Genomic DNA, 26400 nt, shown 5'->3' with positions numbered 1-26400 from the left:
TTTTGACTAGAGAGAATCCGACAAATGCTGAGCATCAAGAACCTGCACGCTTCCGTCGAGGGGAAAGAGATCCTCAAGGGCATTAACCTGGAGATCAAGGCCGGTGAGGTACACGCCATTATGGGGCCCAACGGGTCCGGCAAGAGTACCCTGTCCCAGGTGCTGGCGGGTAACGAGGCATTTGAGGTGACCGAAGGGGAAGTGACCCTGAACGGTGAGAACCTGCTGGACCTGGAGACCGAGGAAAGGGCGCGGGAAGGCATTTTCCTGGCGTTCCAGTACCCGGTGGAAATCCCCGGTGTCAGCAACCTGCAGTTTCTGCGGACCGCGGTTAACGCCATGCGGACTCACCGGGGTGAGCCTGAGATGAACGCAGCCGAGTTCATGAAGCTGGCGAAGGAAGTCTCGAAACAGGTGGACCTGGACCCGGCTTTCCTCAAGCGTGGGGTAAACGAAGGTTTCTCCGGTGGTGAGAAGAAGCGTAATGAAATCATGCAGGCGCTGTTGCTGCAGCCGAAGCTGGCGATTCTCGACGAGACGGATTCCGGTCTGGATATCGATGCCCTGAAGGTCGTGTCCGACGGCGTGAACGCGCTGCGGGCGGAGGACCGGGCGATTCTGATGGTGACCCACTATCAGCGTCTGCTGGACTACATTGTGCCGGACTACGTCCACGTGCTGGCCGGTGGTCGTATCATCAAGTCCGGTGGCCGTGAGCTGGCCCTTGAGCTGGAGGAGCGCGGCTATGGCTGGCTGGGCATCAAAGAAGACGAAGCAGCAGCCGCCAACTGATCGGGAGGTCGTGGAATGAAACCAGCACCAACGCTTTCCAGCGCCTTTCTGCAGCCCTCAGGCAACGCCCTGCCCGGCCCGCTGCTGACCCTGCGTCAGCAGCGCGGTACCGCCCTGGTGGATATGCCGCTGCCTACCCGAAAGACAGAGAACTGGAAGTACTCCAGCAAGCACCTGAAGCTGTCGGACGAGCTTGCCTCGACACTGCCCGCCGGCAGTGCCTCGACATCGACTGCCGCCGACGGTTATCGGGTGGTATTGCGTAATGGAGTGATCGACCCCGAAGCCAGCCGGCTGCCGCAGGTTGACGGCCTGACGGTTCAGCGGTTTGCGGATCTGTCCGATGACGAAGCGTCCGCCCTTGCCGAGCGACTGGACAACACGCTCGACACCAACGCCACCCAGATGGCAAGGCTGAACACGGCCCGTTTCGAGGACGGTCTGCTGATCACCCTGAAGCCAAATGCGGTTCTGGCTGAGCCGTTGTTCGTGGTTCACGAAGTCACCGCTACCGCCAGTGGTTCTGCCTTCCCCCGTATCTACGTGGATGCCGGCAGACACAGTCAGCTGACCCTGGTGGAGGAGTACCTGTCCAGTGGCGACCAGCCGGCAATGGTAGATGCCGTCACCGAGTTCATGGTGGCCGATGGCGCACAGATCACCAGCATTCGCCTGACCGCCGAGGACCAGAACGTGCAGCACATCGGTGCCACGGGTGTCCGCCAGCAGCGCAGCTCCCGCTTTGAGAGCCATTGTGTTGGCTTTGGTGGCCCCCTACGTCGCCACGACCTGCAGCTGCGACTGGAAGGCGAAGGAGCTGAGTGCAAGCTCAACGGGGTGGTGGTCACCCAGGACAGGCAGCATTACGACAACCACACCTGCATCGACCATGTGGCGGCCAACTGCAACAGCGAGGAGACCTACCGCAATATCGCGGCAGATGACTCCCACGCCGTATTCAACGGCCGCATTCATATCCACCAGGACGCCCAGAAGTCCAACGCGGATATGAACAACAAGAACCTGCTGCTCTCCACCGGTGCCGAGATCGACACCAAGCCGGAACTGGAAATCTACGCCGATGACGTGAAGTGTGCCCACGGTGCCACCATCGGCCAGCTGGACGAAACGTCCCTGTTCTACCTGGTATCCCGGGGCATTTCCCGCCGGGAAGCCAACGTTCTACTGACCATGGCGTTTATCAATGAGCTAGTGACCCAGATTCCGGTGGAACAGGTTCGCGACAGCGCCAATGAGCGCCTGAACCGGTTTTTTGACGATACCTTTGAGGAGGCCTGATCCGGTATGACCGATCTTTCCGTGGCCAAGACCGCGCAGACCAGCGGCTTTAACGTAGGCGCTGTTCGCCGGGACTTTCCGATATTGTCCCAGCAGGTGAACGGCAAGCCGCTGGTATACCTGGACAATGGCGCCTCGGCCCAGAAGCCCCAGGCGGTACTGGACGCCATGGACCGGTATTACCGGGAGATGCACTCCAACGTTCACCGTGGTGCCCATACCCTGGGTGATCGTGCCACAACCGCCTTCGAGGGCGCCCGGGAGACCGTGCGTGCCTTTCTGAATGCGGAGAGTACCCGCCAGATCATCTGGACCCGGGGCACCACCGAGGCCATCAACCTGGTTGCCAATGGGCTGGCCCCGCGCCTGAACGCCGGCGACGAGATCCTGGTGAGCTACATGGAGCACCATGCCAATATCGTGCCCTGGCAGATGGTGGCCGAGCGCACTGGTGCGAAGGTAGTTCCCGTACAGGTCACTCCGGACGGCGAGCTGGACCTGGATTCGTTCAACAGTCTGCTGGGTGACCGCACTCGCGTGCTGGCCATTACCCACGTCTCAAACGTGCTGGGTACCATAAACCCGGTGGCACCGCTGATCGAGCAGGCCAAGGCCCGGGGCGTGATCACCGTGATCGACGGTGCCCAGGCAGTACCCCATTTCCAGCCGGACGTGCAGGCCCTGGGTTGTGATTTCTACGCCTTTTCGTCCCACAAGGTGTTCGGCCCCACCGGCATCGGCGTGCTCTACGGCAAGGAGCAGTTGCTCGAGGAAATGCCACCCTACCAGGGCGGCGGAGAGATGATCGAGCGGGTGTCGTTCGAGCGAACCACCTGGAATACCCTGCCCTACAAGTTCGAGGCAGGTACTCCGGCCATCGCCGAGGCGGTCGGGCTCGGTGCGGCCATTGACTACCTCACCAGCCTTGACCGACCCGCCATGGAAGCGGCCGAAAACGCTCTGCTGGCCCGGGCCAACGAGCTGGTCAGGACGGTTCCCGGAATGAGCTTGATTGGCACGGCGCCGCGGAAAGTACCGGTGCTGTCCTTTAAAATCGATGGCCTGCACCCCAGTGATATAGGTACCCTGCTGGACCAGCAGGGCATCGCCATCCGCACCGGCCACCACTGCGCCATGCCGCTGATGGATTTTTACGGCGTTCCGGGCACAGCCCGGGCGTCCTTCGCGTTCTACAATACCCTGGAGGAAGTGGACCAGTTATTTACCGGTCTGCAAAAAATCCAGCGCCTGTTTGCCTGATGGAGGTGGAACAATGACAGCCGAAACCTTCACTCCCACTATGGGCGTCACCATGACCCCCAGTGCGGTCAGACACGTACGCAAGCAACTGGAAAAAAAGCCGGATGCTATGGGCATTCGCCTGTGCATCAAGAAGAGCGGCTGCTCCGGCTTCAAGTATGAAACCCAGTGGGTGGACGAAGTCGCGGCGGATGACGAGGTGTATAGCGTGGATGGCGTGAACATCTACGTAAAAAAGGAACACCTCCCCATGGTCAACGGCACCGAGATCGACTTTGTGACCCAGGGCGTGAACTCCATGTTCGAGTTCCGCAACCCCAACGCCACCGCCGAGTGTGGCTGTGGTGAGAGTTTTACGGTGGCTTGACGATTTATTGGCCACGGCGTCCACGGCCCTTCGACAGGCTCAGGGCGAACGGGAAACCATCGAATCACCGAACGAAAAAATGAAAGGATTCTTGGCCACGGAAAATGACAGATAAAAGCTTCAAACTTGTTTGTCTTTGATTTCGTGTTCTTTCGTGGATTTAGTGGCCAGGAAAGTCTTTGCCTTTTTTCCGTTCGCCCTGAGCCTGTCGAAGGGCCGTGGATTCCGTGGCAAAAAGAGAGCTTTAGAAAAGGCTGATTCAGCATGCAAGAACGGGAAGTGGTCCTGACCAAGCGCGAGGTGGAAGCCCGCCTGGTTCCCTCCGGCACCGAAATCATGATTCCGTCGGATACCTTCGTCACCATCACACAGTCGCTCGGCGGCAGCTTCACGGTGGCGGTGAACGGTAACCTTGCCCGCATCGAGGGGCATGACGCCGACGCACTGGGCAAGCAGCCCCTGGAAAGCAGCTTCGAGACCCCCGCCGACGGCACCGTCAACGAGAACCAGGTGTGGGAAGCACTTCGAAACTGCTATGACCCGGAAATTCCGGTCAACGTCGTGGATCTGGGGCTGATCTACGACTGCAAGATCGAAAACGACACCGCTGACGGCAACCACATCCACATCCTGATGACCCTTACCGCCGCCGGTTGCGGCATGGGGCCGGTCATCACCGATGATGTGAAGCGCAAGGTGGAGCATGTGCCCAACGTGGACAAGGTGACGGTGGAGCTGACCTTTGATCCGCCCTGGAGCAGCGAGATGCTCACCGACGAAGCCAAGCTCGAACTGGGCATGCTCTGACAGAAACGCTATTCTGGCAGCCTGTCGGAACCGGGGTTGAGTTACTGCGCCGGTACGAACGGGGCCGCCGCCAGTGCCTGACAGACTGTCCGCCATCCAATTTGTGAACCAGCACGGCAGACCTATGACCGCCAGCAAACAGCAATTCCTCGACAACCCCCTGGGCCGGGAAACCACCCTGGACGATGTACTCGATGCCTTCGAGTTACTGGACGACTGGGAAGAGCGCTATGCGTATATCATCGACCTGGGCAAGCAACTGCCTGACTTTCCGGATGATGAGCGGGTGGAGGAAAATTACGTGCACGGCTGCCAAAGCCAGGTCTGGCTGATTCACCACTTTGATGAAGACAGTGATCGGCTTTACCTGCTGATCGACTCCGATGCCATGATTGTACGGGGTCTGGCGGCGATCATCCTGGTGGCCCTGAACGGCAAGGCGCCGAGAGACCTTCTGACCACTGATGTGGACGAGCTGTTCGAGCAACTGGACCTGTTCAGGCACATTTCACCGACCCGGGGCAATGGCCTGCGTGCCATGGTGGGTAAAATCCGCGATATTGCCGCCCGGCAAGTGGCCTGAGTACCAGACCACCGATTCCGGCGCTAACTGCGCCGGATGCTTCAGCCCTTTTCTTTCCAGCCATCTTCCCGCAGTACTGAACCCACATCCAGCACCGGTGATGCGTCGATGTCGTCCGCATCCATCATGTTGGCCACCCGCTGCAGGGAAGCGACGATCATGCTCTGCTCCCATTGGTCCAGGTTCTGGAACTTGCGGATGAAATTGTCCTGCAGGGGCAATGGCGCCCGGGCCAGCAGTTCCGCACCCTCTTCCGTCAGATGGGCATGGACCTTGCGCTTGTCCCGGGTGCTGCGAACCCGGTAAACCAGGTTACGGAGCTCCAGGCGATCGAGGATGGTGGTCACCGTTGCCTGGCTCAGGCTGACATGGTCGGCTATGGTGCCAATGGTCACTTCCCCAAGGTCACGGATAGTGCGCATGATCAGCAACTGCGGGCCGGTCAGACCGGCATGCTTGCTAAGGCGCTTGGAGTGGAGGTCGGTGGCACGGATGACCCGCCGCAGCGCCACCAGCACCTGCTCGTAGCTCTTGCTATCAGCCTGGTCTTTCTGGCCACTATGACGCTCGTTCAGATTGGACATGTCTCGCCATCACCATTTGTTTATACCACTAACTATTAGAGGTCTTTGCGCCGCGAAATGCAAGTCAGGGTTGCCCCTTATCGCGTGCCGGGCCGGGAACCGGACACCTGCGGGCGGGTTATGCTAAGGTCTCGTCAAACCGTCGGGCCCGGGCGGGCCGCCAGCCGACCACAGGAATCGCGATGTTTCAGATACACTCCCTGCCGAATCTTCTTTCCACGTTCTTGCCACGGGCCCTGCTGCTGTGTGCACTGTCGCTCTTTCCCCTGAGCCTGGCGGCCCAAACTCAGAACGAAGCGGGCGGGGCTACCGCCGAGGATGTGGAGGAAGCGATTCCGGAACTGGACGAAGCCATGTACACCCCCTTCGTGGAGCTGTATCTGCTGGAGGAAACCAAGGCCCTGCGGACCGAGATGCAGAATACCCGGGCCGAACTGATCGAAAAGGTGGTGGACAAGGAGCTTTCCGTGGCGGACAAGACCATGTCCTACGCGACCGACACCGTAACCTACTTTTTCTACCTGATTGCCGGCGCCACCTCCATCCTGGTGGTGATTGGCTGGAACTCCATCCGCGATATGCGTAATCAGCTTACCAGCCTTGCCGAGAAACGGGTCAACGAACTGGTCGTGGAGTACGAGACCCGCCTCAAGTCCATTGAGGAGCAGCTGCAACAGAAGTCGGACATTATCCACCAGAACCAGGCTGAGATCGAACGCACCAATGAGGTGCACTCCCTCTGGCTCAAGGCCAGCCAGGAAACCTCCCAGCAGAACAAGATTGCTGCCTACGACCGCATTCTCGACCTGAGGCCCGACGATGTGGAAGCCCTGAGTTTCAAGGCCGACGCCGTGCTGGAGATGCAGGAGCCCCTGTGGGCGATCAGCCTGTGTCAGCGCGCTCTCAAGCTGGCGCCCGACAATGGCCATGCCCATTACCAGCTGGCCTGTGCCTACGCGGAGATCGGCCGATGGGATGATGCGGTCGCGAACCTGTCCAAGGCCATCGAGATTTCTGATGCCTACCGGGATGATGCCTCTGTGGATCCCAGCTTTGCCCGGCTGCAGGAACACCAGGCGTTCCGGGACCTGATCTATCCCGAAGAGCTGGACCCGGAGCAGGACGACCCGCAGCCCCCCGCCTGACGTTTCACCAAAGCGTTACCTGGCCCGCACCTTGCTTTATTCCTGCCGGACACCAGCCCGTGTCCGGATCGCTCTGGCCTACCCGGAGAGAACGGAATCACTCGAAAACTGGTTTCGAATATCACATAATCAGAGACTGTTCAGACTGACGACAGTCCCCTGTATCCCTTGTAAACCGGGATGCCAGGAACATGTGATATGGGTCAGGATACAACCAGCCACAAGCACCCGCCCGGCCTCCCAGCTTGACAGGTAACGACCTGTGGTGTTTGTTGAGTGCGTGGTCAACGAAAAAAATGAGAAAAGGCAGGAGCTTCCAATGATCAGGAAATACACGAAACTCGCACTGGCAGCCGGCGTTTCCGCCGCGATTGTCCTTCCCGCCTCCGCCCTCGCCGAGATCCGCATCGGTATCGCCGGTCCCATGACTGGCCCGGTGGCGCAATACGGTGACATGCAGTTTTCCGGGGCGCGCATGGCCATCGAGCGCATCAATGCCGACGGCGGCGTCAACGGTGAGATGCTCGAAGCCGTCGAGGTGGACGATGTCTGTGACCCCAAACAGGCCGTCACCGTCGCCAACCGGCTGGTCAATGAAGGGGTCAGCTTCGTGGTGGGCCACCTGTGTTCCAGCTCGACCCAGCCCGCGTCCGACATTTACGAAGACGAAGGCATCCTCATGATCACCCCGGCCTCCACCAGCCCGGACATTACCGAGCGGGGCTACGAACTGGTGTTCCGCACCATTGGCCTGGACAGCATGCAGGGGCCGGTCGCCGCCAATCACCTGATTACCCTCGATCCCCAGCGGGTCGCGGTGGTTCATGACAAGCAGCAGTATGGTGAGGGTATTGCCACTGCCGTCAGGGACACCCTGGAGGACGCAGGCGTCAACGTGGTGATGTTTGAGGGCATTACCGCCGGTGACAAGGACTTCTCGTCACTGGTCACCAAACTCAAACAGGCCAACGTGGATTACGTCTACTACGGTGGTTACCACCCGGAACTGGGGCTGATCCTGCGCCAGGCCCGCCAGGCCGACCTGGGTGCCGTTTTCATGGGCCCGGAAGGCGTGGGTAACAAGGATATCAACACCATCGCCGGCGATGCTTCAGAAGGCCTGCTGGTCACCCTGCCACCAAGCTTTGACGAGAAAGAGGAAAACCAGAAACTGGTTCAGGCCTTCGAAGAAAAAGGCGAAGATCCCTCCGGCCCGTTTGTGCTGACCTCCTATGCCGCTGTCCAGCTGATTGCCAACGGCATTGAACAGGCGGGTTCCACCGACCCCTTCGAAGTGGCTGACGCCCTCCGCGAAGGCAGCTTCGAAACACCCATCGGTACCGTCAGCTACGACGAAAAAGGTGATATGGAATCTTTCGAGTTCGTGGTCTATGAGTGGCACGCCGACGGCAGCAAGACCCCCGTCAACTAACGCGAACCTGCATTGAACCCCGTCCCGGTGACCTTCCAGGTGACCGGGGCGTTCGTGAGGTCAGGTTGACGGAGAACACCTTCGATGCAAGATCTGCTTTATTTCTGTCAGCAGCTGATCAATGGACTGACCATCGGCAGCACCTATGCCCTGATTGCCATCGGCTACACCATGGTGTACGGCATCATCGGCATGATCAACTTCGCCCACGGTGAAATCTATATGATAGGAGCCTATACGGCGCTTATCGCCATCACCGGGCTGGCAACCCTTGGCATCGCCTGGCTCCCACTCATACTGTTGCTGGCCCTGATCTGTGCGGTGATCGTGTCCAGCTCAATGGGCTGGGCGGTGGAACGGGTGGCCTACCGGCCCGTGCGCGGCCGCCATCGACTGATTCCGCTGATCTCCGCCATCGGCATGTCGATCTTCCTGCAGAATTACGTACACCTTTCCCAGGGCTCCCGCAATGTCGGCTTTCCGGCGCTGATTGAAGGGGGCTTCCGCTTTGGCAGTGATCAGAGCTTCCAGCTTTCCATCTCCTGGATCCAGATCACCATCTTCGTCACAACGTTTATCTGCATGTCGGCGCTGTCCCTGTTTATCTCCCGCTCCCGGATTGGTCGTGCGTGCCGGGCGGTCTCCCAGGACCTGGGCATGGCCAACCTGCTGGGTATCGATACCAACCGGATAATCTCTGCCACCTTCGTGATCGGCGCTGCCCTGGCCGCCGTGGCAGGCCTGTTGCTGGGCATGTATTACGGTTCGGTGGATCCGCTGTTCGGCTTCATTGCCGGCCTCAAGGCATTCACCGCGGCGGTGCTCGGGGGCATCGGCAGCATACCCGGGGCCATGCTGGGCGGGCTGATCCTGGGCATTGCCGAAGCCATGACGTCTGGCTACCTCAGCGGCGAATACAAGGACGTGATTTCCTTCAGCCTGCTGATCCTGATCCTGCTGTTCAAGCCCACCGGGCTTCTGGGCAAACCGGAAGTGGAGAAAATCTGATGGTGGCACAGAATTTCCGACACGCCCTGTTCTGTGCGGTCATTACCCTGATCATTGCCTGGCCCATCATGGGCCTGAAACTGACCGCCGTCGGCACCAACATTACCGTGACGGGCGCCGATGCCTTTACCTGGGTCAGTGTCGCCGTTGCGGCGGTGGTTGTGTTTGCATTCCAGCTGTTCCGGGACCACGTCATGGCCAGCCTTGCCGATATCTCGGCGCTGAATCCGCTGGCCAACCGGGAACCACTGCCCGAGCAGAAGCGCCTCCGCCTTGAGAATATCGCCCTGGTGCTGCTGATCACCATTGCCCTGTTCTGGCCCTTTTTCGTCTCCCGGGGTGCCGTGGACCTGGCCACGCTGGTGCTGATCTACATCATGCTGGCCCTGGGGCTGAATGTGGTAGTCGGCCTGGCGGGCCTGCTGGACCTGGGCTACGTGGCCTTCTACGCGGTGGGGGCGTACACCTTCGCCCTGCTCTCCAACTACTGGGGTATTTCCTTCTGGATGGCATTACCCATCGGTGCCCTGCTGGCAGCCCTGTTCGGCCTGGTGCTGGGATTCCCGGTGCTTCGGCTACGGGGGGACTACCTGGCGATTGTGACCCTGGGCTTCGGCGAGATCATCCGTATCCTGCTCAACAACTGGACCAGCGTCACCGGTGGTCCCAACGGCATCGGCGGCATTCCCGACCCGACCCTGTTTGGCATGGAATTCGGCCGCCGGGTCAAGGAGGAAGGCAACACCTCCTTCCACGAGACGTTCGGTATCGCCTACTCAGGTGAGCACAAGGTTATCTTCCTGTATCTGATCGCCCTGGTGCTGGCCATTGTCACAGCCTTTGTCATCCGCCGGCTGATGAGGATGCCGGTAGGTCGCTCCTGGGAAGCGTTGCGGGAGGATGAAATTGCCGCCCGTTCCCTCGGGCTGAGCCGCACCGGCGTCAAGCTGTCCGCATTTACCATCGGGGCCTTCTTCGCCGGGTTCGCCGGTACCGTATTTGCGTCCAAGCAGGGATTTATCAGCCCCGAGTCCTTTGTCTTCCTGGAGTCCGCCATCATCCTGGCCATCGTGGTACTCGGGGGCATGGGCTCCCAGATCGGCGTCATCCTGGCGGCCATCGCGGTCACGATCCTGCCGGAGCTGGCCCGGGAATTTTCTGAATACCGCATGCTCATCTTCGGCGCCGCCATGGTGCTGATGATGGTCTGGCGCCCTCAGGGGCTGATACCCATGCGGCGGCGGCACATCAAGCTGAAGGCAGGAGAATAGACAGTGCTTGAAGTACAGAACCTGTCGATGCGGTTTGGCGGCCTGCTGGCGGTGGACCAGGTTTCCCTGGATGTGCAGGAACACGAGATTGTTTCCATTATCGGACCAAACGGCGCCGGCAAGACCACTGTGTTCAACTGCATGAGCGGCTTCTACCGCCCCACTGGCGGCAAGATCCTTCTCGATGGCAAGGAAATCCAGGGCAAGCCGGATTACCGGATCTCCCGCCTTGGCCTGGTGCGCACCTTCCAGCACGTGCGCCTGTTCAACCGCATGACCGTGGTGGAAAACCTCATGGTGGCCCAGCATCGCCACCTCAATACCAACCTGTTGTCCGGGCTGGTGGCCACCCCGAACTACCGCGCCCGGGAACAGAAAGCCCTCGACCGGGCCACCTACTGGCTGGAGCGGGTCGGCCTGCTGGCACTGGCCAACCGGGATGCAGGCAACCTGGCCTATGGGCAACAGCGCCGCCTGGAAATTGCCCGCTGCATGGTGACAGAGCCGCGGCTACTGATGCTTGACGAACCGGCTGCGGGCCTGAACCCGGCGGAAACCCGGGAGCTGAACCAGCTCATCATCAGCCTCAAGGAAGACTACAACGTGTCGGTGGTGTTGATCGAACACGATATGAGCCTGGTGATGGATATCTCGGACCGAATCAACGTCATCAGCCAGGGCCGGCCGCTGGCTTCCGGTACCCCGGACGAGATCCGCCACAACGACGATGTCATCAAAGCCTACCTGGGGGAAGCCTGACCCATGCTGTTACTGGAAGACGTGCATACCCACTACGGCAAGATCGAGGCGCTTCATGGCGTCTCGGTGGAAGTCAACCAGGGAGAGATCGTCGCACTGATCGGCGCCAATGGCGCGGGTAAAACCACACTGCTGATGACCGTCTGCGGCTCTCCCCAGGCCAGTGCCGGCCGTATCCTGCTTGAAGGCCGGGATATTACCCGCCTGCCCACCTCCCGGATCATGCGGTCGGATATCGCCATTGTGCCGGAAGGACGCCGCGTGTTTCCGGGGCTGACGGTGGAAGAGAACCTTCACATGGGCGGCTTCTTCAACTCCCGGTCAGAGAATGACCGGAGCCTTCGCCATGTCTATGACCTCTTTCCGCGCCTGAAGGAGCGGGAACATCAGCGGGCCGGCACCATGTCCGGGGGCGAGCAGCAAATGCTGGCGATTGGCCGGGCACTGATGAGCAAGCCTCGCCTGATGATTCTGGATGAACCCTCCCTGGGCCTGGCGCCCCTGGTGATCAAACAGATCTTCGAAATCATCGCCCAGTTGCGGAATGAAGGCATAACGGTATTCCTGGTGGAGCAGAATGCCCACCAGGCGCTGCAACTGGCGGATAGGGGATACGTACTGGAGACCGGTCGCATCCGCTTGCAGGACACGGGCGAGAACCTGCTGGCCAACCCTGACGTCCAGGCCGCCTACCTCGGGGGTTAGAACGGTCGCGCAGAAATGAGGATCAATCGAGAATTTTTACGACATATCAATGAACAAGGTTGGCCTTTATTCCGACTTGACTATACTTGTCTGGAACGGTTGGGCCCTGGAAACCACCGGGGTTGATGCCGTAGAAGCGGGAGACCGGATCGGCCCCACTTCGCATTAGCGACGTAAAATGATAATCAAGGAGCAGAACATGAAAAAACTGATCGCAGGTGCCATCCTTCTCGGCGCATCCAGCATGGCCTTCGCACAACCAGGCTGTGGTGTTGGCGCCATGATCTGGAAGGGACAGTCAGGCATCGCCCCCCACGTACTCGCGGCGACCACCAACGCCACTTTCGGCAACCAGACCTTCGGCATGACCACCGGCACCCTCGGCTGTCAGACCAACCAGTCTGTCCAGTCCATGGCCATGTACATGGACAGCAACATCGACAAGATCGCCCGTGACATGTCCCGGGGCTCCGGTGAAAACCTGGAAACCCTGGCCGTCCTGCTGGGCGTTGATGAAGCCGACCGTGGAGAATTCAGCCAGCTGCTGCAGGACAACTTTGCCTCCATTTTCCCATCTTCCGACACCACCTCCGATCAGGCAGTGGATGCCATCGTGGCACTGCTCGAACGTAACGAGCGCCTTAGCAAGTACGTCGCCTGATACGTCAGCGCTCAATCGCAGCCCGCTCCAGCGGGCTGCTTTCGCCGCTCCCGGTCCCGCTACCCTGCCGAGGCTCACGTAACCGCTGCTCATCCGGAAGATTCATTGCTCCATGCCTATCCGCACCCTGCCGGCCCTGATGGTCGGGTTATCGCTTTGTACCGCCACCCAGGCCGAACAGCCTGACACCATTACCCGACTGGCCCAGTCCGACGACTGGCTGACACTGGGCCATTACCACCCGGATACCCTTGGGTCCGGCCATACCAGCCAGGCCGATGACGACAGCTTCTTCCTCAGCCCGGAGGGAAAAAGCAACCCTGAAGCCGAGCTGAGGGCGACCATCGACGCTATTACCCGGCCTGCGTCGGGAGACGATAACCAGCATGCCCGCTGCGAGTTCCCGGCCCGGGATGCCTGGATCCGCTCGCACCTCTCGTTGCCGTCGCCAGAAGTGGACTGTACCGACTTTGATCAGTGGAAAGCCGAACTGAATACTGAAGCGGTCACCCTGGTTTTTGCCGCTTCCTATCTGAACAGCCCCTCCTCCATGTTCGGTCACACCTTTCTGCGCCTGGACCCGCCCCGCGAAGATGGCGAAACCAACCTGCTGCTGGCCAATACCATTTCCTATGCGGCGGATGCCGCTGAGCATGACAGTGAAATCCTGTTTGCCTACCGGGGTATCTTCGGGGGCTACCCGGGCATCACGGCGGTGCAGCCCTACTACGAGATGATCAAGGTTTATTCCGACATCGAAAACCGTGACCTGTGGGAGTACCGCCTCAACCTCACCCCGGATGAGGTGGGGCAGATGCTGGCTCATACCTGGGAGATCCAGGACCGCAACTTTGACTATTACTTCTTCGATGAAAACTGCGCCTACCGCCTGCTGGCGCTGATTGATGTGGCACGGCCCGGCACAGAACTGCTGGACGAGGTGAGCACCCACGCCATTCCCTCGGACACCATCCGCTGGGTGGTCGACCGGGACCTGGTGGAATCCATACACTACCGGCCCTCGGCCGCAACCCGCGTCAGTCACGCCCTCAGTGAACTGAGTCCGGACGAACGCCAGCTGGCCGCCGCCATCGCCAACGGCTATGTGGCGCTGGACGACGAGGAAGTCAAGTCGCTGCCCCACTCTGCCCGGGCACGGGTTCTCGATGCGACCTACGACTACGTGCGTCACCAGGCGCAGGCCGAAGACTGGCCACGGGACTTCGCCGCCCCGCTTTCCCATGACCTTCTGATTGCCCGCAGCCGGCTGCAGGAGCAGCCTTCTCTCAGCCCGCCCCCGAGACCGGAGGTCCGTGACGACCAGGGCCACGATACCATGCGTCTGGGTCTGAACACCGGCGACACCGGCAAGCGGCATTACACCGAACTGTCACTCCGGGCGGCCTACCACGACCTGCTCGACCCGCCGGCCGGTTATCGGCCCGGCGCCCAGCTTCAGTTCCTGAGGATGGATGCCCGGCTTTACCATGACAAGCAGGAGCTTCAGCTGGACAATCTGGTGGGCGTCGAGATTCGTTCACTGACGCCCCGGGACGGATTCTTCAAACCCCTGTCCTGGCAGGTGGGTTTTGGTGGCCGTCGCACTGAGCTGGACAATGGCACACGGGTGTTCACCCCCTATCTGGAAGGCGGGGCCGGCGGGAGCTGGCGAATTACCGACGAGGTACAGGGCCTGGCCGTGCTGACCGGCGACCTGGAAATCAGCAAACACCTGCGCCGCGGCTACGACATGGCCCCCGGTGCCGATGTGGCACTGCTGCGCCAGGGTGACACCGTCAGCCTGATCACCGGCTTGCGCAGCAAGGCATGGATCGTGAGCGACCAGCACCGGGAAGATGAACTTTACCTGCAGGCGGCGTTTCACATCGACCGGGATTACAGCATCAGGACACGTCTCAGCCGAACCCACCACTACAACAGGTACGAAACCCTATGGCAGCTCGGATTCCACGCCTTCTTCTGATTTCCGCGCTTGCGGCGGTGACGATTGCCCAGACTGGCTGTAGCAGCCTGTTCTTCTATCCGGACAACCAGGTCTATATCACCCCGGACCGGCTGGACCTGGCCTATGAAGACGTGTGGCTGGACACACCCGACGGCGAGACGCTCCATGGCTGGTGGCTACCCGCCGAAGGAGAGCCCAGGGGAGACGTCTATTTTCTCCACGGTAACGCGCAGAACATCAGCAGCCACGTATTGAACGTCGCCTGGCTGCCTGAGGCAGGCTATAACGTGTTTATGCCGGATTACCGGGGCTATGGCAGGTCTACCGGCGAAACCGACCTGGAAGGCGCCCTGCACGACGCAGAAGCGGGCTTGCGATGGCTCGGTGAACGCTCAGGCAACAGTCAACGCCCCCTTTACCTGCTGGGACAGAGCCTCGGGGGAGCGCTGGCGATCGCCCTCGCCAGCGAATGGGTTCCCCGACAGGAGAACCCCGGGTTGACCGCCGTCATCGCTGACAGCAGCTTTGCCGGCTTCCGCGCCATTGCCAGGGAAAAGCTTGCGGGCTTCTGGCTGACCTGGCCGTTTCAGGCGCCCCTGAGCTGGACCGTTACGGACGAATACGAAGGGGTGGACCGCATTGGCGACATCAGCCCGGTACCGATCATGGTCATTCACAGCGTCCGGGACGGTATTATCCCGATCCACCATGGGCTGGCGCTCTATGAAGCGGCAAAGGAACCAAAGCAATTTCTGCGAACAGACATGCCCCACGCCGGTACCTTCATGCTACCCGAGTACCAGCGAGCGCTGCTGGACTTCATGAAAGGCTCGGCTGAAACCGTGCCCCGATAAGCGAAAAAAAAAGCCGGGAACCTTTCGGCACCCGGCTTTCAACTGAACTACGAAGAACTTATTCCTCGTCGTCCATCTCTTCGGCTTCCACATCCAGCGGGCGACCGACCAGCTCGACAAATGCCATCGGGGCATTGTCGCCGGCGCGGAAACCGCACTTGAGGATGCGAAGGTAGCCACCAGGGCGCTCGCTATAACGCGGACCCAGCTCGTCAAACAGCTTGGCGACGGCTGCATCGTCACGCAGGCGGGAAAACGCCAGACGACGATTGGCTACCGAATCATTTTTGGACAGTGTGATCAACGGCTCGGCTACCCGGCGAAGCTCTTTGGCTTTCGGGAGCGTTGTCTTGATCAGCTCGTGCTCAACCAGTGACGCAGTCATGTTACGGAACATGGCCTTGCGATGCGCACTGGTCCTGCTGAACTTACGACCACTCTTACGATGACGCATTGCTCTGATTCCTTACCTTAAACTACCAATACGGCGATCAACCGCCCAGAACCCGGTCATCACCACGGAGGCTTGCCGGCGGCCAGTTGTCAAGACGCATACCCAGGGACAGGCCACGGGAGGCCAGCACGTCCTTGATTTCGGTAAGCGACTTTTTACCCAAGTTAGGCGTCTTCAACAGCTCAACTTCAGTACGCTGGATAAGATCGCCGATGTAGTAAATATTCTCTGCTTTGAGGCAGTTGGCTGAACGAACCGTCAGTTCAAGATCATCCACCGGACGCAGCAGAATCGGATCGATTTCTTCCTCTTCCTCTACGTTCTCCGGCTCTTTCTCATGATCGAAATCGACAAAGACGGCGAGTTGCTGCTGGAGCACCGTGGCGGCCCGGCGAATCGCTTCTTCCGGATCAATGGTACCGTTGGTCTCCAGATCAATAACCAGCTTGTCCAGGTCGGTGCGCTGCTCGACACGGGCACTTTCGACCGCGTAGGCGACACGACGCACCGGACTGAAGGTGGCGTCCAGCTGCAGGCGTCCGATGGCACGGGTCTCGTCTTCGTCGAGGCCCCGCTGATCGGCAGGCTCGTAACCACGACCGCGAACCACCTTCAGACGCATGTTCACTTCACCCTTTTCACTCAGGTGACAGATGACATGGTCCGGGTTGGTCACTTCAACGTCGTGATCCAGCGCGATATCGCCGGCGGTCACGACACCCGGGCCTTTCTTGCTGAGGGAAACCTCAGCTTCGTCACGCCCGCCCATCTTGACGGCGACGCCCTTGAGATTCAGAAGAATCTCGATGACGTCCTCCTGGACACCCTCAATTGCACTGTACTCGTGCAGAACACCGTCAATCTGCGCCTCGGTAATGGCGCAGCCAGGCATTGAGGACAAAAGGATCCGGCGCAGGGCACTGCCCAGAGTGTGACCAAAGCCACGCTCGAGCGGCTCCAGGGTCACCTTGGCGCGAGTGGTGCTCAGCTCCTTCACGTCAATGGTACGAGGTGTCAATAACTCATGTACTGAACGCTGCATAGACGCCCCTATCTGCTCTCGTTGCTAATGGACTTTACTTGGAGTAAAGCTCGACGATGAGGTTCTCGTTGATGTCCGACGACAATTCGGTACGCTCTGGTACCGACTTGAAGGTGCCGGTCATCTTGTTGGCGTCAACCTCGACCCATTCAACCGGGGCACGACTCGCAGCCAGCTCCAGTGCACCTTTGACGCGCAGCTGGTTTTTGGCCTTCTCACGGATGCTCACCACGTCGCCAGGACGGACCTGGTAGGACGGAATGTTCACCGGCTTGTCGTTCACCAGAACCGCCTTGTGGGATACCAGCTGACGCGCTTCAGCGCGGGTTGAGCCGAAGCCCATGCGGTAGACCACGTTGTCGAGACGGGTTTCCAGCAGCTGCAGCAGGTTCTCACCGGTAGCGCCCTTGATCCGGGCAGCTTCCTTGTAGTAGTTGCGGAACTGCTTCTCCAGTACGCCGTAGATACGACGGACTTTCTGTTTTTCACGGAGCTGTACGCCATATTCGGACAGACGGCCGCGACGAGCGCCGTGCATGCCCGGGGGTGTTTCGATGTTGCACTTGGAATCAAGTGCACGAACACCGCTTTTCAGGAAAAGATCTGTCCCCTCACGGCGAGACAGCTTACACTTTGGACCTATGTAACGTGCCATATCTCACTGTCTCCTTTAAACGCGGCGCTTCTTGGGCGGACGACAGCCGTTATGGGGAATCGGCGTCACATCAGTAATATTGGTGATCTTGTAGCCGCACGCATTCAGCGCACGAACTGCAGATTCACGCCCGGGCCCGGGACCCTTAACCTCTACGTCCAGGTTTTTAAGGCCGTATTCAGCAGCCGCATTACCGGCTCTTTCAGCTGCTACCTGCGCAGCAAAAGGTGTGCTCTTGCGTGACCCACGGAAACCGGAACCACCAGAGGTGGCCCAGGACAGGACGTTGCCCTGACGGTCGGAAATGGTCACGATAGTGTTGTTGAAGGACGCGTGAATATGCGCGACGCCATCAACAACCGTCTTTTTCACCTTTTTACGGGTACGTGTACCTGGCTTTGCCATGTTTGCCTACCTGTTTACTTTCGGATCGGTTTGCGAGGACCTTTACGGGTGCGCGCGTTGGTCTTGGTGCGCTGGCCACGAACCGGAAGGCCGTGACGATGGCGCAGACCACGGTAGCAACCGAGATCCTTCAAACGCTTGATGTTCATCTGAACTTCACGACGCAGATCGCCTTCCACGCTCAGCTTGCCCACTTCGGTACGAAGGGTTTCGAGCTGATCGTCGGACAGGTCCTTGATCTTGATATCCTGCTGGATACCTGCTGCATCGCAAAGCTTCTGGGCTGCTGTCTTGCCAACACCAAAGATATAGGTCAGCGAGATAACAGCATGTTTGTTGTCGGGTATATTGACACCGGCTATACGTGCCATCCAGATTACTCCGCGTTCAAAGCTTTGCTGTGTGAATTTTCCGCCACAAAAAGGGCGCGAAATAATAGCGCTTGACCCCCTACGGAGTCAAGCGCTATCAGTCAAGCCCAAAACAGGGCCAGTGTGATTCAGAGTGAATCAGCCCTGGCGCTGCTTGTGACGAGGCTCCGTGCAAATGACCCGGACCGAGCCATTGCGACGAATTACTTTGCAGTTACGGCAAATTTTCTTTACCGAAGCGCGTACTTTCATTGTCGACTCCAGATTTCAGAGGGGCTGACGAATCAGCCCCGGCCATAGCCCTTGAGGTTGGACTTCTTCATCAGCGACTCATACTGATGGGACATCAGGTGAGACTGCACCTGGGCCATGAAATCCATTACCACGACTACCACAATCAGCAGCGACGTACCGCCCAGATAGAACGGAACATTTCCTGCCACCATCAGAAACTGCGGGAACAGGGATACCGCTGCAATGTACATTGCACCGAACAGGGTCAGACGAGTCAGCACCCCGTCGATATACTTGGCGGTCTGCTCACCTGGGCGGATGCCCGGAATAAAGGCACCCGACCGCTTCAGGTTATCGGCCACTTCCTTCGGGTTATACATCAGCGCCGTGTAGAAGAAGCAGAAGAAAACCACTGCCGCTGCGAACAGGATGATGTACAGAGGCTGGCTAGGCGCCAGCGCCTGGGATACCGAACTCAGCCATTCCATGCCTTCACCCTGACCGAACCACTGGCCGAGAGAGGCCGGGAACAGCAGGATGGACGATGCGAAGATCGGCGGAATAACCCCTGCCATATTGACCTTCAGCGGCAAGTGGCTGGACTGCTGGGCAAACACCCGGCGCCCTTGCTGACGTTTGGCATAGTTGATGGTCAGTCGCCGCTGACCACGCTCCATGAATACCACAAAGCCAACCACTGCCACGGCAAGGATGCCGATACCCAGAACCACCAGCAGGCTCATTTCACCGTTGCGGGCCTGCTCAAGCGTCTGCCCGATCGCGCCCGGCAAACCGGCCACGATACCAGCGAAGATCAACAGCGAGATGCCGTTTCCGATACCTCGTTCGGTGATCTGCTCGCCCAGCCACATCATGAATACCGCACCGCTCACAAAGGAGACCACGGCCACGAAGTGGAAACTGAAGCTGTCGTTGAAGGTTACCCCCTGGGACGCGAGTCCCATGGAGATCCCCATGCCCTGCACCAGGGCCAGCACGACGGTACCATACCGCGTGTACTGGCTGATCTTTCGACGCCCGGACTCACCCTCTTTCTTGAGCTGCTCAAGCTTGGGGCTCACCGCCGTCATCAACTGCATGATGATGGACGCCGAAATGTAGGGCATGATGCCGAGGGCGAAGATACTCATCCGCTCAAGCGCACCACCGGAGAACATGTTGAACAGGCTCAGGATGGTTCCCTGATTCTGGTCAAACAGTGCCGCCAGGCGATCCGGATTGATTCCGGGAACAGGGATATGGGCACCGATCCGATAGATCAGCAGCGCCAGGACCACGAACCAGAGCCGCGAACGCAGCTCCCCCAGTCCCTTCCCCGCGCCCGCAGGCATTGATGATGTCTTGGCCATGCAGTCCTCGACTCGCCTTAATCTTCGACTTTGCCACCCGCGGCAGTGATTGCCTCACGAGCGCCCTTGGTCACCTTCAGACCCTTCACGGTTACCGGACGGCTCAGTTCGCCGGAAAGAATCACACGCGCAGCGCGGATTTCTTCGCGGATTACGTCGGCTTTTTTCAGGGCATCCAGGTCGGCAACGTCGCCTTCCACCTTGGCCAGCTCGTTCAGGCGAATTTCAGCCACGTAACGCTGCTGACGGGAAGTGAAACCGAACTTCGGCAGACGACGGGCCAGCGGCTGCTGGCCGCCCTCGAAACCGGGAGCTACGGAGCCGCCGGAACGAGCCTTCAGACCCTTGTGGCCGCGGCCACCGGTCTTGCCCAGACCACTACCGATACCACGACCAACGCGCTTGGCGGACGGGCGTGAACCCGGTTCCGGACTAAGTTCGTTCAGACGCATCCTAGTTCTCCTCCACCCGTACCAGGTAGTTCACCCGGTTGATCATGCCGCGGATGGACGGTGTATCTTCCACTTCCACGGTATGACCGATTTTACGAAGACCCAGGCCCTTCACACACAGCTTGTGCTTGGGCTGGCAGCTGATGGGGCTGCGGGTCAGTGTAACCTTGATTGTCTTGTTCGCCATGACTTCAACCCAGAATATCTTCCACGGTCTTGCCGCGCTTGGCTGCAACATCTTCAGGCGCTTTCATTGCCTGGAGACCCTTGATGGTAGAACGTACCACGTTCACCGGGTTGGTTGACCCGTAACACTTGGACAGTACGTTCTGCACACCGGCTACTTCGAGCACCGCACGCATCGCGCCACCGGCGATGATACCAGTACCGTCGGATGCCGGCTGCATGTAGACCTTGGAGCCCCCATGCTGTGCCCGGACCGGATACTGCAGCGTAGTGCCGTCCAGAGCAACGTCCACCATATTCTTGCGCGCAGCTTCCATGGCCTTCTGGATGGCTACCGGTACTTCCCGGGCCTTACCACGACCGAAACCGACACGGCCTTTGCCATCACCCACTACAGTCAGTGCAGTGAAGGCAAAGATACGACCGCCCTTAACCACCTTGGCTACGCGGTTGACCTGAACCAGCTTTTCCTGGAGCTCAGGCGCCTTCTGTTCGTTAACGCTCATCTTCTCCACCTCTTAGAATTGCAAGCCAGCTTCACGGGCGGCGTCGGCCAGGGCCTGAACGCGGCCATGGTAACGGTAGCCGGACCGGTCAAAAGCGACCTTTTCGACACCAGCAGCCTTGGCACGCTCAGCGATCAGCTGACCAACCTTCTTGGCTGCTTCCACATTACCCGTAGCACCCTGACGCAGGTCCTTGTCCAGCGTCGAGGCAGAAGCGATAACCTTGCTGCCATCAGCGGTGGTGATCTGGGCGTACATGTGCCGCGGTGTACGATGTACACAGAGGCGGTCAGTGCCCAGCTTACGGATCTTCATGCGCACCTTACGTGCGCGACGCAATCTTTCAGTATTCGCGCTCATAGTCCCGCCTTATTTCTTCTTGGCTTCTTTGCGTCTGACCTGCTCATCCGAGTAACGCACACCCTTGCCCTTGTAAGGCTCGGGCGGACGGAACGCACGGATTTCAGCAGCGACCTGGCCAACCTGTTGCTTGTCGATCCCGCGGATAACAATCTCCGTGTTGGACGGAGTTTCAGCGGTGATCCCCTCGGGCAGTTCATACTCAACCGGATGGGAGAAGCCCAGTGTCAGGTTGATTTTCTTGCCCTGTGCCTGCGCACGATAACCAACACCGGTCAGGTTGAGCCTGCGCTCGAACCCGGAAGACACACCGGTAACCATGTTGTTAACCAGTGCGCGGGTTGTGCCAGCAAGAGCGCGGGACTGTTTGGCACCATCACGGGGAACAAACCGCAGGACGTTTTCTTCCTGGGTAACTTCCACCGCCTGGTGAATGGTGAAATCAAGCGCTCCCTTGGAGCCCTTTACGTTAATGTCCTGTCCGTTCAGCTTAACCTCAACACCGGAAGGCAGCACGACAGGATTATTGGCAACCCTGGACATGTCTTTCTCCTAGAATACGGTGCAGATGACTTCGCCACCGACGCCGGCAGCGCGCGCAGCGCGGTCTGTCATAACGCCCTTGGACGTTGACACGATAGCGACACCCAGGCCACCTGCCACTTTGGGCAGTTCGCCTGAGCCCTTGTACTGGCGCAGGCTGGGGCGACTGACCCGCTTGATTTCCTCAATAACCGGTTTGCCACCGAAATACTTGAGGGTAATGGTCAGTTCCGGCTTGGCATCAGCTGAGACGGAAAAATCCTCTACGTAGCCTTCGTCCTTGAGGACCTGGGCTACCGAGATCTTCATCTTGGAAGACGGCATGGCCACGTCGGCCTTCTGTGCCATCTGTGCGTTACGGATACGGGTAAACATATCCGCAAGCGTGTCTTGCATACTCATTGGTATGAGGCTCCTGATCTTTTTAGTTGTGCAGCGGCTTGCCGCACCGCTTACCAACGATCACCGCGACGAATCGCGGTGACACTTACCAGCTTGACTTGGTCAGGCCCGGAACATCACCACGCATGCCGTACTCACGGAGCTTGATCCGTGACAGTTCGAACTTGCGGAGGACGCCATGGGGACGACCAGTCACCTGGCAACGATTGCGAAGGCGTGAGGGGCTCGCATCACGAGGAAGCTGTTGCAGCTTCATCTGAGCCTCCCAGCGCTCATCGTCGCTGGTATTCGGGTTCTTGATAATAGCCTTGAGCTCGGCACGCTTGGCGGCGTATTTCTGCACCGTCTGTTCGCGCTTGAGCTCGCGGTTCTTCATGGAAACCTTTGCCATGTCACTCGTTCCTTATTTCTTGAACGGAAAGCCAAAGGCTTTCAACAGTTCGCGGCCTTCATCGTCGGTTTCAGCAGTCGTGGTGATGGTGATGTCCAGACCACGAATCTTGTCGACCCGATCATACTCGATCTCGGGAAAGATGATCTGCTCACGCACACCCATGCTGTAGTTGCCACGACCGTCGAAGGACTTGGGGTTAAGGCCCCGGAAGTCCCGCACGCGGGGAATGGCAATGTGAACCAGGCGATCGAAGAAGTCCCACATACGCTCACCGCGCAGGGTCACCTTACAACCGATAGGCCAACCTTCGCGGATCTTGAAGCCGGCAACCGACTTGCGGGCCTTGGTCACAACAGCCTTCTGGCCTGCCAGACGCTCCAGATCTGCAACGGCGTTCTCGATCAGCTTCTTGTCGCCGACCGCTTCGCCAACACCCATGTTCAGGGTGATTTTTTCGATACGCGGCACCTGCATGACGTTCTTGTAGCTGAACTCTTTCTGCAGGGCAGGTATCACTTCCTGACTGTACTGCTCTTTCATGTTAAGCATCGTAACCACCACCCCTTACTGGTTATCGACAGCTTCGTTCGTGGACTTGAAGATCCGCACCTTGGCGCCGTCTTCCTTGATCTGGAAGCCTACGCGATCGGCCTTGCCGGTCTGCGGATTAAAAATAGCCACGTTGGAAGCCTGGATAGGCGCTTCTTTCTCGACGATGCCACCCGGGGTGCCGAGCATCGGATTCGGCTTGGTGTGTTTCTTCATCATATTGATGCCAGACACTACCAGCCGACCGTCGTCCTGAACCTTCAGGACCTTGCCGCGCTTGCCCTTGTCTTTACCCGTGGTCACGATGACTTCGTCATCTCGTTTGATCTTTTTCATAACCGGCCTCTAGTCCTTACAGTACTTCGGGTGCCAGTGAGATAATTTTCATGAACTTCTCATTCCGCAGTTCGCGGGTAACCGGCCCGAAAATACGGGTACCGATCGGCGCGTCCTGGTTGTTAAGAAGTACTGCTGCGTTGCCATCAAAGCGGATCAGTGATCCGTCAGGACGACGGACACCCTTGCGGGTGCGCACAACAACAGCATTGAGGACCTGGCCCTTCTTCACCTTACCGCGGGGAATGGCTTCCTTTACGGTTACCTTGATGATATCCCCGACCCTTGCATAACGCCGGTGTGAGCCGCCCAGGACCTTGATGCACTGCACTTGACGCGCGCCGCTGTTATCAGCGACTTCAAGCATGGTTTGAGTCTGAATCATGGTTGTTCTCCGGGCGAATTACACCTTGGAAGCGCGTTCGGTGACTTCAACCAGAGCCCAACTCTTGTTTTTCGAGATGGGGCGGGTTTCCTGGATGGTTACCAGATCACCGATATTGCACTGATTCTGCTCGTCGTGAGCCTGGATCTTGGTGGAGCGCTTTACGTACTTGCCGTAAAGCGGGTGCTTCACCTGACGCTCCACCAGAACAACGACGGACTTGTCCATCTTGTTGCTCACGACTTTGCCGTTAAGGGTTCTGGCAGTTTTGGTAGCTTCAGTCATGTTACTGTCCTGCCTTTTCATTCAATACCGTTTTCACACGAGCAATGTCGCGCTTCACCTTGCTGAGAAGGTGACTCTGATTCAGCTGACCTGTCGCCTTGCGCATGCGCAGGTTGAACTGCTCCTTCAGGAGGTCGATCAGCTCTTTGTTCAGCTCGTCGACTGACTTCTCACGCAGCTCTGTTGCTTTCATCACATCACCGTCCTCGTTACAAAGGTGGTCTGAACGGGCAGCTTGGCTGCGGCGAGCGTGAACGCGTCACGTGCCACTTCTTCAGAAACCCCTTCCATCTCGTACAACATACGACCTGGCTGGATTTCGGCTACCCAGTACTCGACAGAACCCTTACCTTTACCCATACGTACTTCAAGCGGTTTGCTGGAAATCGGCTTGTCCGGGAAGATCCGGATCCAGATCTTTCCACCCCGCTTGATCCGACGAGTCATGGTACGACGGGCCGCCTCAATCTGGCGTGCCGTTATACGTCCACGAGTCGTCGCTTTCAATCCGTATTCACCGAAGCTCACCTTGTTGGCGCGTTGAGCGAGACCGGTGTTACGGCCTTTCATTACCTTTCGGAATTTGGTGCGTTTTGGCTGCAGCATACGAGTGCCCCTTTACTTGGAACCTTTCTTGCGAGAGGCATTCTTGTCAGCACGGACCTCATCCATACCACCAAGAATCTCACCCTTGAAGATCCATACCTTTACGCCGATAACGCCGTAAGTGGTATGCGCTTCATAGGTGGCGTAGTCAATGTCTGCACGCAGAGTATGCAGAGGAACGCGACCTTCGCGGTACCACTCGGAACGGGCAATTTCGGCACCCCCGAGACGTCCACCAACCTGGATCTTGATGCCCTTGGCGCCCTGGCGCATGGCGTTCTGAACCGCGCGCTTCATGGCACGACGGAACATCACACGACGCTCGAGCTGACCGGCAACGTTCTGCGCTACCAGCTTGGCATCCAGGTCCGGCTTGCGGACTTCCTCGATGTTGATGTGCACAGGCACGCCCATCTTCTCGCTGACTTCGCGACGAAGACGGTCAACATCTTCACCCTTCTTGCCGATAACAATACCGGGACGGGCGGTATGGATCGTGATACGGGCATTCTGAGCCGGGCGCTCGATCACGATCTTGCTGACTGACGCCTTTTCAAGACGCTTTTCCAGGAATCCGCGAACCTGAATATCATTCAGCAGTTTATTCGCGTAGTCCTTCTTCTCGGCGTACCAGATGGAGTTGTGCTCTTTGACAACACCAAGCCGGATGCCGGTTGGATTTACTTTCTGACCCATCTGAGCATCTCCTACTTGTCGGCGACCTTGACGGTGATATGACAGGTGCGCTTCAAAATACGGTCAGCGCGCCCCTTGGCTCGAGCCTTGATCCGCTTGAGCGTCGGACCTTCATCCACCATGATGGTGGAAACCCGCAGATCATCCACATCAAGACCTTCGTTGTGCTCAGCGTTGGCAATGGCGGACTCAAGAGCTTTCTTGATGATCACCGATGCCTTCTTCGGGCTGAAAGTCAAAATGTTCAGGGCGTCCTCAACCGCCTTGCCACGTACCTGGTCAGCGACAAGACGTGCTTTCTGAGCAGAGAGGCGAGCGCCCTTGTACTTGGCTGCTACTTCCATTTCTTTTCCCCTCACAATCAGCGTTTAGCTTTCTTGTCGGCTGCATGACCACGATAAGTCCGCGTTGCCGCGAACTCGCCCAGCTTGTGACCGACCATGTCTTCGGTCACGTACACGGGCACGTGTTGCTTGCCGTTGTGGACTGCAATGGTCAGACCGACGAACTCCGGAAAGATCGTGGAACGACGGGACCAGGTCTTGATCGGCCGCTTGTCATTCGCTTCCAGAGCTGTCTCGACCTTCTTCAACAGATGCAGGTCTATAAAAGGACCTTTCTTCAAAGAACGTGGCACAGCAATTACCTCTATGTAGTCGTTTACTTGGCCGAACGA

Annotated in this window: 39 protein-coding genes; 15 read left to right on the top strand and 24 right to left on the bottom strand. The window is 58.7% G+C overall.

Annotated features, from left to right (window positions below; translation table 11 throughout):
- Positions 1-24: 24 nt before the first annotated feature.
- The 6 genes from sufC (at position 25) to ACESMZ_RS09430 (ending at position 5108) form a co-directional block, all read left to right on the top strand.
- Positions 25-792 carry a Fe-S cluster assembly ATPase SufC gene (gene sufC / locus ACESMZ_RS09455; protein WP_372956517.1) on the top strand — a complete coding sequence of 256 codons (768 nt, stop codon included), beginning with the start codon at positions 25-27 and terminating at the stop codon, positions 790-792.
- 15 nt (positions 793-807) lie between these two features.
- The gene (sufD, locus tag ACESMZ_RS09450; RefSeq protein WP_372972519.1) at positions 808-2091 is read left to right on the top strand and encodes a Fe-S cluster assembly protein SufD; all 1284 of its coding nucleotides are present in this window, start codon (positions 808-810) and stop codon (positions 2089-2091) included.
- Positions 2092-2097: 6 nt separating this feature from the next.
- A complete protein-coding gene (locus ACESMZ_RS09445; protein WP_372956515.1) occupies positions 2098-3351 on the top strand; it encodes an aminotransferase class V-fold PLP-dependent enzyme in 1254 nt (417 codons plus the stop codon).
- A gap of 13 nt (positions 3352-3364) precedes the next feature.
- Positions 3365-3718: a HesB/IscA family protein gene (locus ACESMZ_RS09440; RefSeq protein WP_372956514.1), complete on the top strand. Its 354-nt coding sequence runs from the start codon at positions 3365-3367 to the stop codon at positions 3716-3718.
- A 264-nt stretch (positions 3719-3982) separates the two neighbouring features.
- Positions 3983-4525 carry a putative Fe-S cluster assembly protein SufT gene (gene sufT, locus ACESMZ_RS09435; RefSeq protein ID WP_372956513.1) on the top strand — a complete coding sequence of 181 codons (543 nt, stop codon included), beginning with the start codon at positions 3983-3985 and terminating at the stop codon, positions 4523-4525.
- A 124-nt stretch (positions 4526-4649) separates the two neighbouring features.
- Positions 4650-5108, top strand: coding sequence for a SufE family protein (locus tag ACESMZ_RS09430; protein ID WP_372972518.1), 459 nt, complete (start codon positions 4650-4652; stop codon positions 5106-5108).
- 41 nt (positions 5109-5149) lie between these two features.
- Here ACESMZ_RS09430 and ACESMZ_RS09425 read toward each other — a convergent pair whose 3' ends face one another.
- Entirely contained in the window at positions 5150-5692 is a 543-nt protein-coding gene (locus ACESMZ_RS09425) for a MarR family winged helix-turn-helix transcriptional regulator (RefSeq protein ID WP_372956511.1), read from the bottom strand.
- Between the two features lie 182 nt (positions 5693-5874).
- Here ACESMZ_RS09425 and ACESMZ_RS09420 point away from each other — a divergent pair, with 182 nt between their 5' ends.
- The 9 genes from ACESMZ_RS09420 (at position 5875) to ACESMZ_RS09380 (ending at position 15493) form a co-directional block, all read left to right on the top strand.
- Positions 5875-6837 carry a TPR end-of-group domain-containing protein gene (locus ACESMZ_RS09420; protein ID WP_372956510.1) on the top strand — a complete coding sequence of 321 codons (963 nt, stop codon included), beginning with the start codon at positions 5875-5877 and terminating at the stop codon, positions 6835-6837.
- Positions 6838-7156: 319 nt separating this feature from the next.
- Positions 7157-8269: a branched-chain amino acid ABC transporter substrate-binding protein gene (locus tag ACESMZ_RS09415; protein ID WP_372956509.1), complete on the top strand. Its 1113-nt coding sequence runs from the start codon at positions 7157-7159 to the stop codon at positions 8267-8269.
- An 84-nt stretch (positions 8270-8353) separates the two neighbouring features.
- On the top strand, positions 8354-9277 hold the full coding sequence (livH, locus tag ACESMZ_RS09410) for a high-affinity branched-chain amino acid ABC transporter permease LivH (protein WP_372956508.1): 924 nt from the start codon (positions 8354-8356) through the stop codon (positions 9275-9277).
- Positions 9277-10548, top strand: a complete 1272-nt coding sequence (locus tag ACESMZ_RS09405) for a high-affinity branched-chain amino acid ABC transporter permease LivM (protein WP_372956507.1) — start codon at positions 9277-9279, stop codon at positions 10546-10548. The genes livH and ACESMZ_RS09405 overlap by 1 nt, the downstream gene beginning before the upstream one ends.
- 3 nt (positions 10549-10551) lie before the next feature.
- Positions 10552-11307: a high-affinity branched-chain amino acid ABC transporter ATP-binding protein LivG gene (gene livG / locus ACESMZ_RS09400; RefSeq protein ID WP_372956506.1), complete on the top strand. Its 756-nt coding sequence runs from the start codon at positions 10552-10554 to the stop codon at positions 11305-11307.
- Positions 11308-11310: 3 nt separating this feature from the next.
- Positions 11311-12012, top strand: coding sequence for an ABC transporter ATP-binding protein (locus ACESMZ_RS09395; protein ID WP_372956505.1), 702 nt, complete (start codon positions 11311-11313; stop codon positions 12010-12012).
- A gap of 199 nt (positions 12013-12211) precedes the next feature.
- Positions 12212-12673 (top strand): DUF3015 domain-containing protein, encoded by a 462-nt coding sequence (locus ACESMZ_RS09390; RefSeq protein ID WP_372956504.1) that lies wholly within the window; start codon positions 12212-12214, stop codon positions 12671-12673.
- 112 nt (positions 12674-12785) lie between these two features.
- Positions 12786-14657 carry a DUF4105 domain-containing protein gene (locus tag ACESMZ_RS09385; RefSeq protein WP_372956503.1) on the top strand — a complete coding sequence of 624 codons (1872 nt, stop codon included), beginning with the start codon at positions 12786-12788 and terminating at the stop codon, positions 14655-14657.
- Complete coding sequence (locus ACESMZ_RS09380; protein ID WP_372956502.1) at positions 14627-15493, top strand: alpha/beta hydrolase; 867 nt, start codon at positions 14627-14629, stop codon at positions 15491-15493. The genes ACESMZ_RS09385 and ACESMZ_RS09380 overlap by 31 nt, the downstream gene beginning before the upstream one ends.
- 58 nt (positions 15494-15551) lie before the next feature.
- Here ACESMZ_RS09380 and rplQ read toward each other — a convergent pair whose 3' ends face one another.
- The 23 genes from rplQ to rpsS all read right to left on the bottom strand — a co-directional run bounded on the left by rplQ (position 15552) and on the right by rpsS (position 26361).
- Positions 15552-15947, bottom strand: coding sequence for a 50S ribosomal protein L17 (gene rplQ / locus ACESMZ_RS09375; RefSeq protein WP_091854922.1), 396 nt, complete (start codon positions 15945-15947; stop codon positions 15552-15554).
- Positions 15948-15984: 37 nt separating this feature from the next.
- Positions 15985-16989 carry a DNA-directed RNA polymerase subunit alpha gene (locus ACESMZ_RS09370; RefSeq protein WP_091854920.1) on the bottom strand — a complete coding sequence of 335 codons (1005 nt, stop codon included), beginning with the start codon at positions 16987-16989 and terminating at the stop codon, positions 15985-15987.
- 34 nt (positions 16990-17023) lie between these two features.
- Positions 17024-17644 carry a 30S ribosomal protein S4 gene (rpsD, locus tag ACESMZ_RS09365; RefSeq protein ID WP_091854903.1) on the bottom strand — a complete coding sequence of 207 codons (621 nt, stop codon included), beginning with the start codon at positions 17642-17644 and terminating at the stop codon, positions 17024-17026.
- Between the two features lie 15 nt (positions 17645-17659).
- Positions 17660-18049, bottom strand: a complete 390-nt coding sequence (rpsK, locus tag ACESMZ_RS09360) for a 30S ribosomal protein S11 (protein ID WP_007153992.1) — start codon at positions 18047-18049, stop codon at positions 17660-17662.
- A 14-nt stretch (positions 18050-18063) separates the two neighbouring features.
- Complete coding sequence (gene rpsM / locus ACESMZ_RS09355) at positions 18064-18420, bottom strand: 30S ribosomal protein S13 (RefSeq protein ID WP_372956501.1); 357 nt, start codon at positions 18418-18420, stop codon at positions 18064-18066.
- A 138-nt stretch (positions 18421-18558) separates the two neighbouring features.
- Complete coding sequence (rpmJ, locus tag ACESMZ_RS09350) at positions 18559-18672, bottom strand: 50S ribosomal protein L36 (protein ID WP_004580765.1); 114 nt, start codon at positions 18670-18672, stop codon at positions 18559-18561.
- A 32-nt stretch (positions 18673-18704) separates the two neighbouring features.
- The gene (secY, locus tag ACESMZ_RS09345; RefSeq protein WP_372956500.1) at positions 18705-20024 is read right to left on the bottom strand and encodes a preprotein translocase subunit SecY; all 1320 of its coding nucleotides are present in this window, start codon (positions 20022-20024) and stop codon (positions 18705-18707) included.
- A gap of 17 nt (positions 20025-20041) precedes the next feature.
- Entirely contained in the window at positions 20042-20476 is a 435-nt protein-coding gene (gene rplO / locus ACESMZ_RS09340; protein ID WP_372956499.1) for a 50S ribosomal protein L15, read from the bottom strand.
- A 1-nt stretch (position 20477) separates the two neighbouring features.
- On the bottom strand, positions 20478-20663 hold the full coding sequence (rpmD, locus tag ACESMZ_RS09335; RefSeq protein WP_092016150.1) for a 50S ribosomal protein L30: 186 nt from the start codon (positions 20661-20663) through the stop codon (positions 20478-20480).
- Between the two features lie 4 nt (positions 20664-20667).
- Positions 20668-21168: a 30S ribosomal protein S5 gene (gene rpsE, locus ACESMZ_RS09330; RefSeq protein ID WP_372956498.1), complete on the bottom strand. Its 501-nt coding sequence runs from the start codon at positions 21166-21168 to the stop codon at positions 20668-20670.
- 12 nt (positions 21169-21180) lie between these two features.
- A complete protein-coding gene (rplR, locus tag ACESMZ_RS09325; protein ID WP_091854893.1) occupies positions 21181-21528 on the bottom strand; it encodes a 50S ribosomal protein L18 in 348 nt (115 codons plus the stop codon).
- 9 nt (positions 21529-21537) lie between these two features.
- Positions 21538-22071 (bottom strand): 50S ribosomal protein L6, encoded by a 534-nt coding sequence (gene rplF, locus ACESMZ_RS09320; RefSeq protein WP_372956497.1) that lies wholly within the window; start codon positions 22069-22071, stop codon positions 21538-21540.
- Positions 22072-22080: 9 nt separating this feature from the next.
- On the bottom strand, positions 22081-22473 hold the full coding sequence (gene rpsH, locus ACESMZ_RS09315) for a 30S ribosomal protein S8 (protein ID WP_372956496.1): 393 nt from the start codon (positions 22471-22473) through the stop codon (positions 22081-22083).
- A gap of 85 nt (positions 22474-22558) precedes the next feature.
- Positions 22559-22864 (bottom strand): 30S ribosomal protein S14, encoded by a 306-nt coding sequence (gene rpsN, locus ACESMZ_RS09310; RefSeq protein ID WP_091854887.1) that lies wholly within the window; start codon positions 22862-22864, stop codon positions 22559-22561.
- A 12-nt stretch (positions 22865-22876) separates the two neighbouring features.
- A complete protein-coding gene (rplE, locus tag ACESMZ_RS09305; RefSeq protein ID WP_372956616.1) occupies positions 22877-23407 on the bottom strand; it encodes a 50S ribosomal protein L5 in 531 nt (176 codons plus the stop codon).
- 24 nt (positions 23408-23431) lie between these two features.
- Positions 23432-23752 (bottom strand): 50S ribosomal protein L24, encoded by a 321-nt coding sequence (rplX, locus tag ACESMZ_RS09300; protein WP_091854883.1) that lies wholly within the window; start codon positions 23750-23752, stop codon positions 23432-23434.
- 16 nt (positions 23753-23768) lie between these two features.
- Entirely contained in the window at positions 23769-24137 is a 369-nt protein-coding gene (rplN, locus tag ACESMZ_RS09295; RefSeq protein WP_091854882.1) for a 50S ribosomal protein L14, read from the bottom strand.
- Between the two features lie 18 nt (positions 24138-24155).
- On the bottom strand, positions 24156-24422 hold the full coding sequence (rpsQ, locus tag ACESMZ_RS09290) for a 30S ribosomal protein S17 (RefSeq protein ID WP_372956495.1): 267 nt from the start codon (positions 24420-24422) through the stop codon (positions 24156-24158).
- A 1-nt stretch (position 24423) separates the two neighbouring features.
- A complete protein-coding gene (rpmC, locus tag ACESMZ_RS09285; RefSeq protein ID WP_372956494.1) occupies positions 24424-24615 on the bottom strand; it encodes a 50S ribosomal protein L29 in 192 nt (63 codons plus the stop codon).
- Positions 24615-25028 carry a 50S ribosomal protein L16 gene (gene rplP, locus ACESMZ_RS09280; protein ID WP_091854879.1) on the bottom strand — a complete coding sequence of 138 codons (414 nt, stop codon included), beginning with the start codon at positions 25026-25028 and terminating at the stop codon, positions 24615-24617. The genes rpmC and rplP overlap by 1 nt, the downstream gene beginning before the upstream one ends.
- A gap of 12 nt (positions 25029-25040) precedes the next feature.
- On the bottom strand, positions 25041-25724 hold the full coding sequence (gene rpsC, locus ACESMZ_RS09275; protein ID WP_372956493.1) for a 30S ribosomal protein S3: 684 nt from the start codon (positions 25722-25724) through the stop codon (positions 25041-25043).
- Between the two features lie 11 nt (positions 25725-25735).
- Positions 25736-26068, bottom strand: coding sequence for a 50S ribosomal protein L22 (rplV, locus tag ACESMZ_RS09270; RefSeq protein ID WP_248236470.1), 333 nt, complete (start codon positions 26066-26068; stop codon positions 25736-25738).
- Positions 26069-26085: 17 nt separating this feature from the next.
- Positions 26086-26361: a 30S ribosomal protein S19 gene (gene rpsS / locus ACESMZ_RS09265; protein WP_091854875.1), complete on the bottom strand. Its 276-nt coding sequence runs from the start codon at positions 26359-26361 to the stop codon at positions 26086-26088.
- Between the last annotated feature and the right edge of the window lie 39 nt (positions 26362-26400).

This window comes from Marinobacter sp., from assembly GCF_041690615.1.
In the GTDB taxonomy this organism is placed as follows: domain Bacteria; phylum Pseudomonadota; class Gammaproteobacteria; order Pseudomonadales; family Oleiphilaceae; genus Marinobacter.
This window is presented reverse-complemented; position numbering and strand designations above follow the sequence as displayed.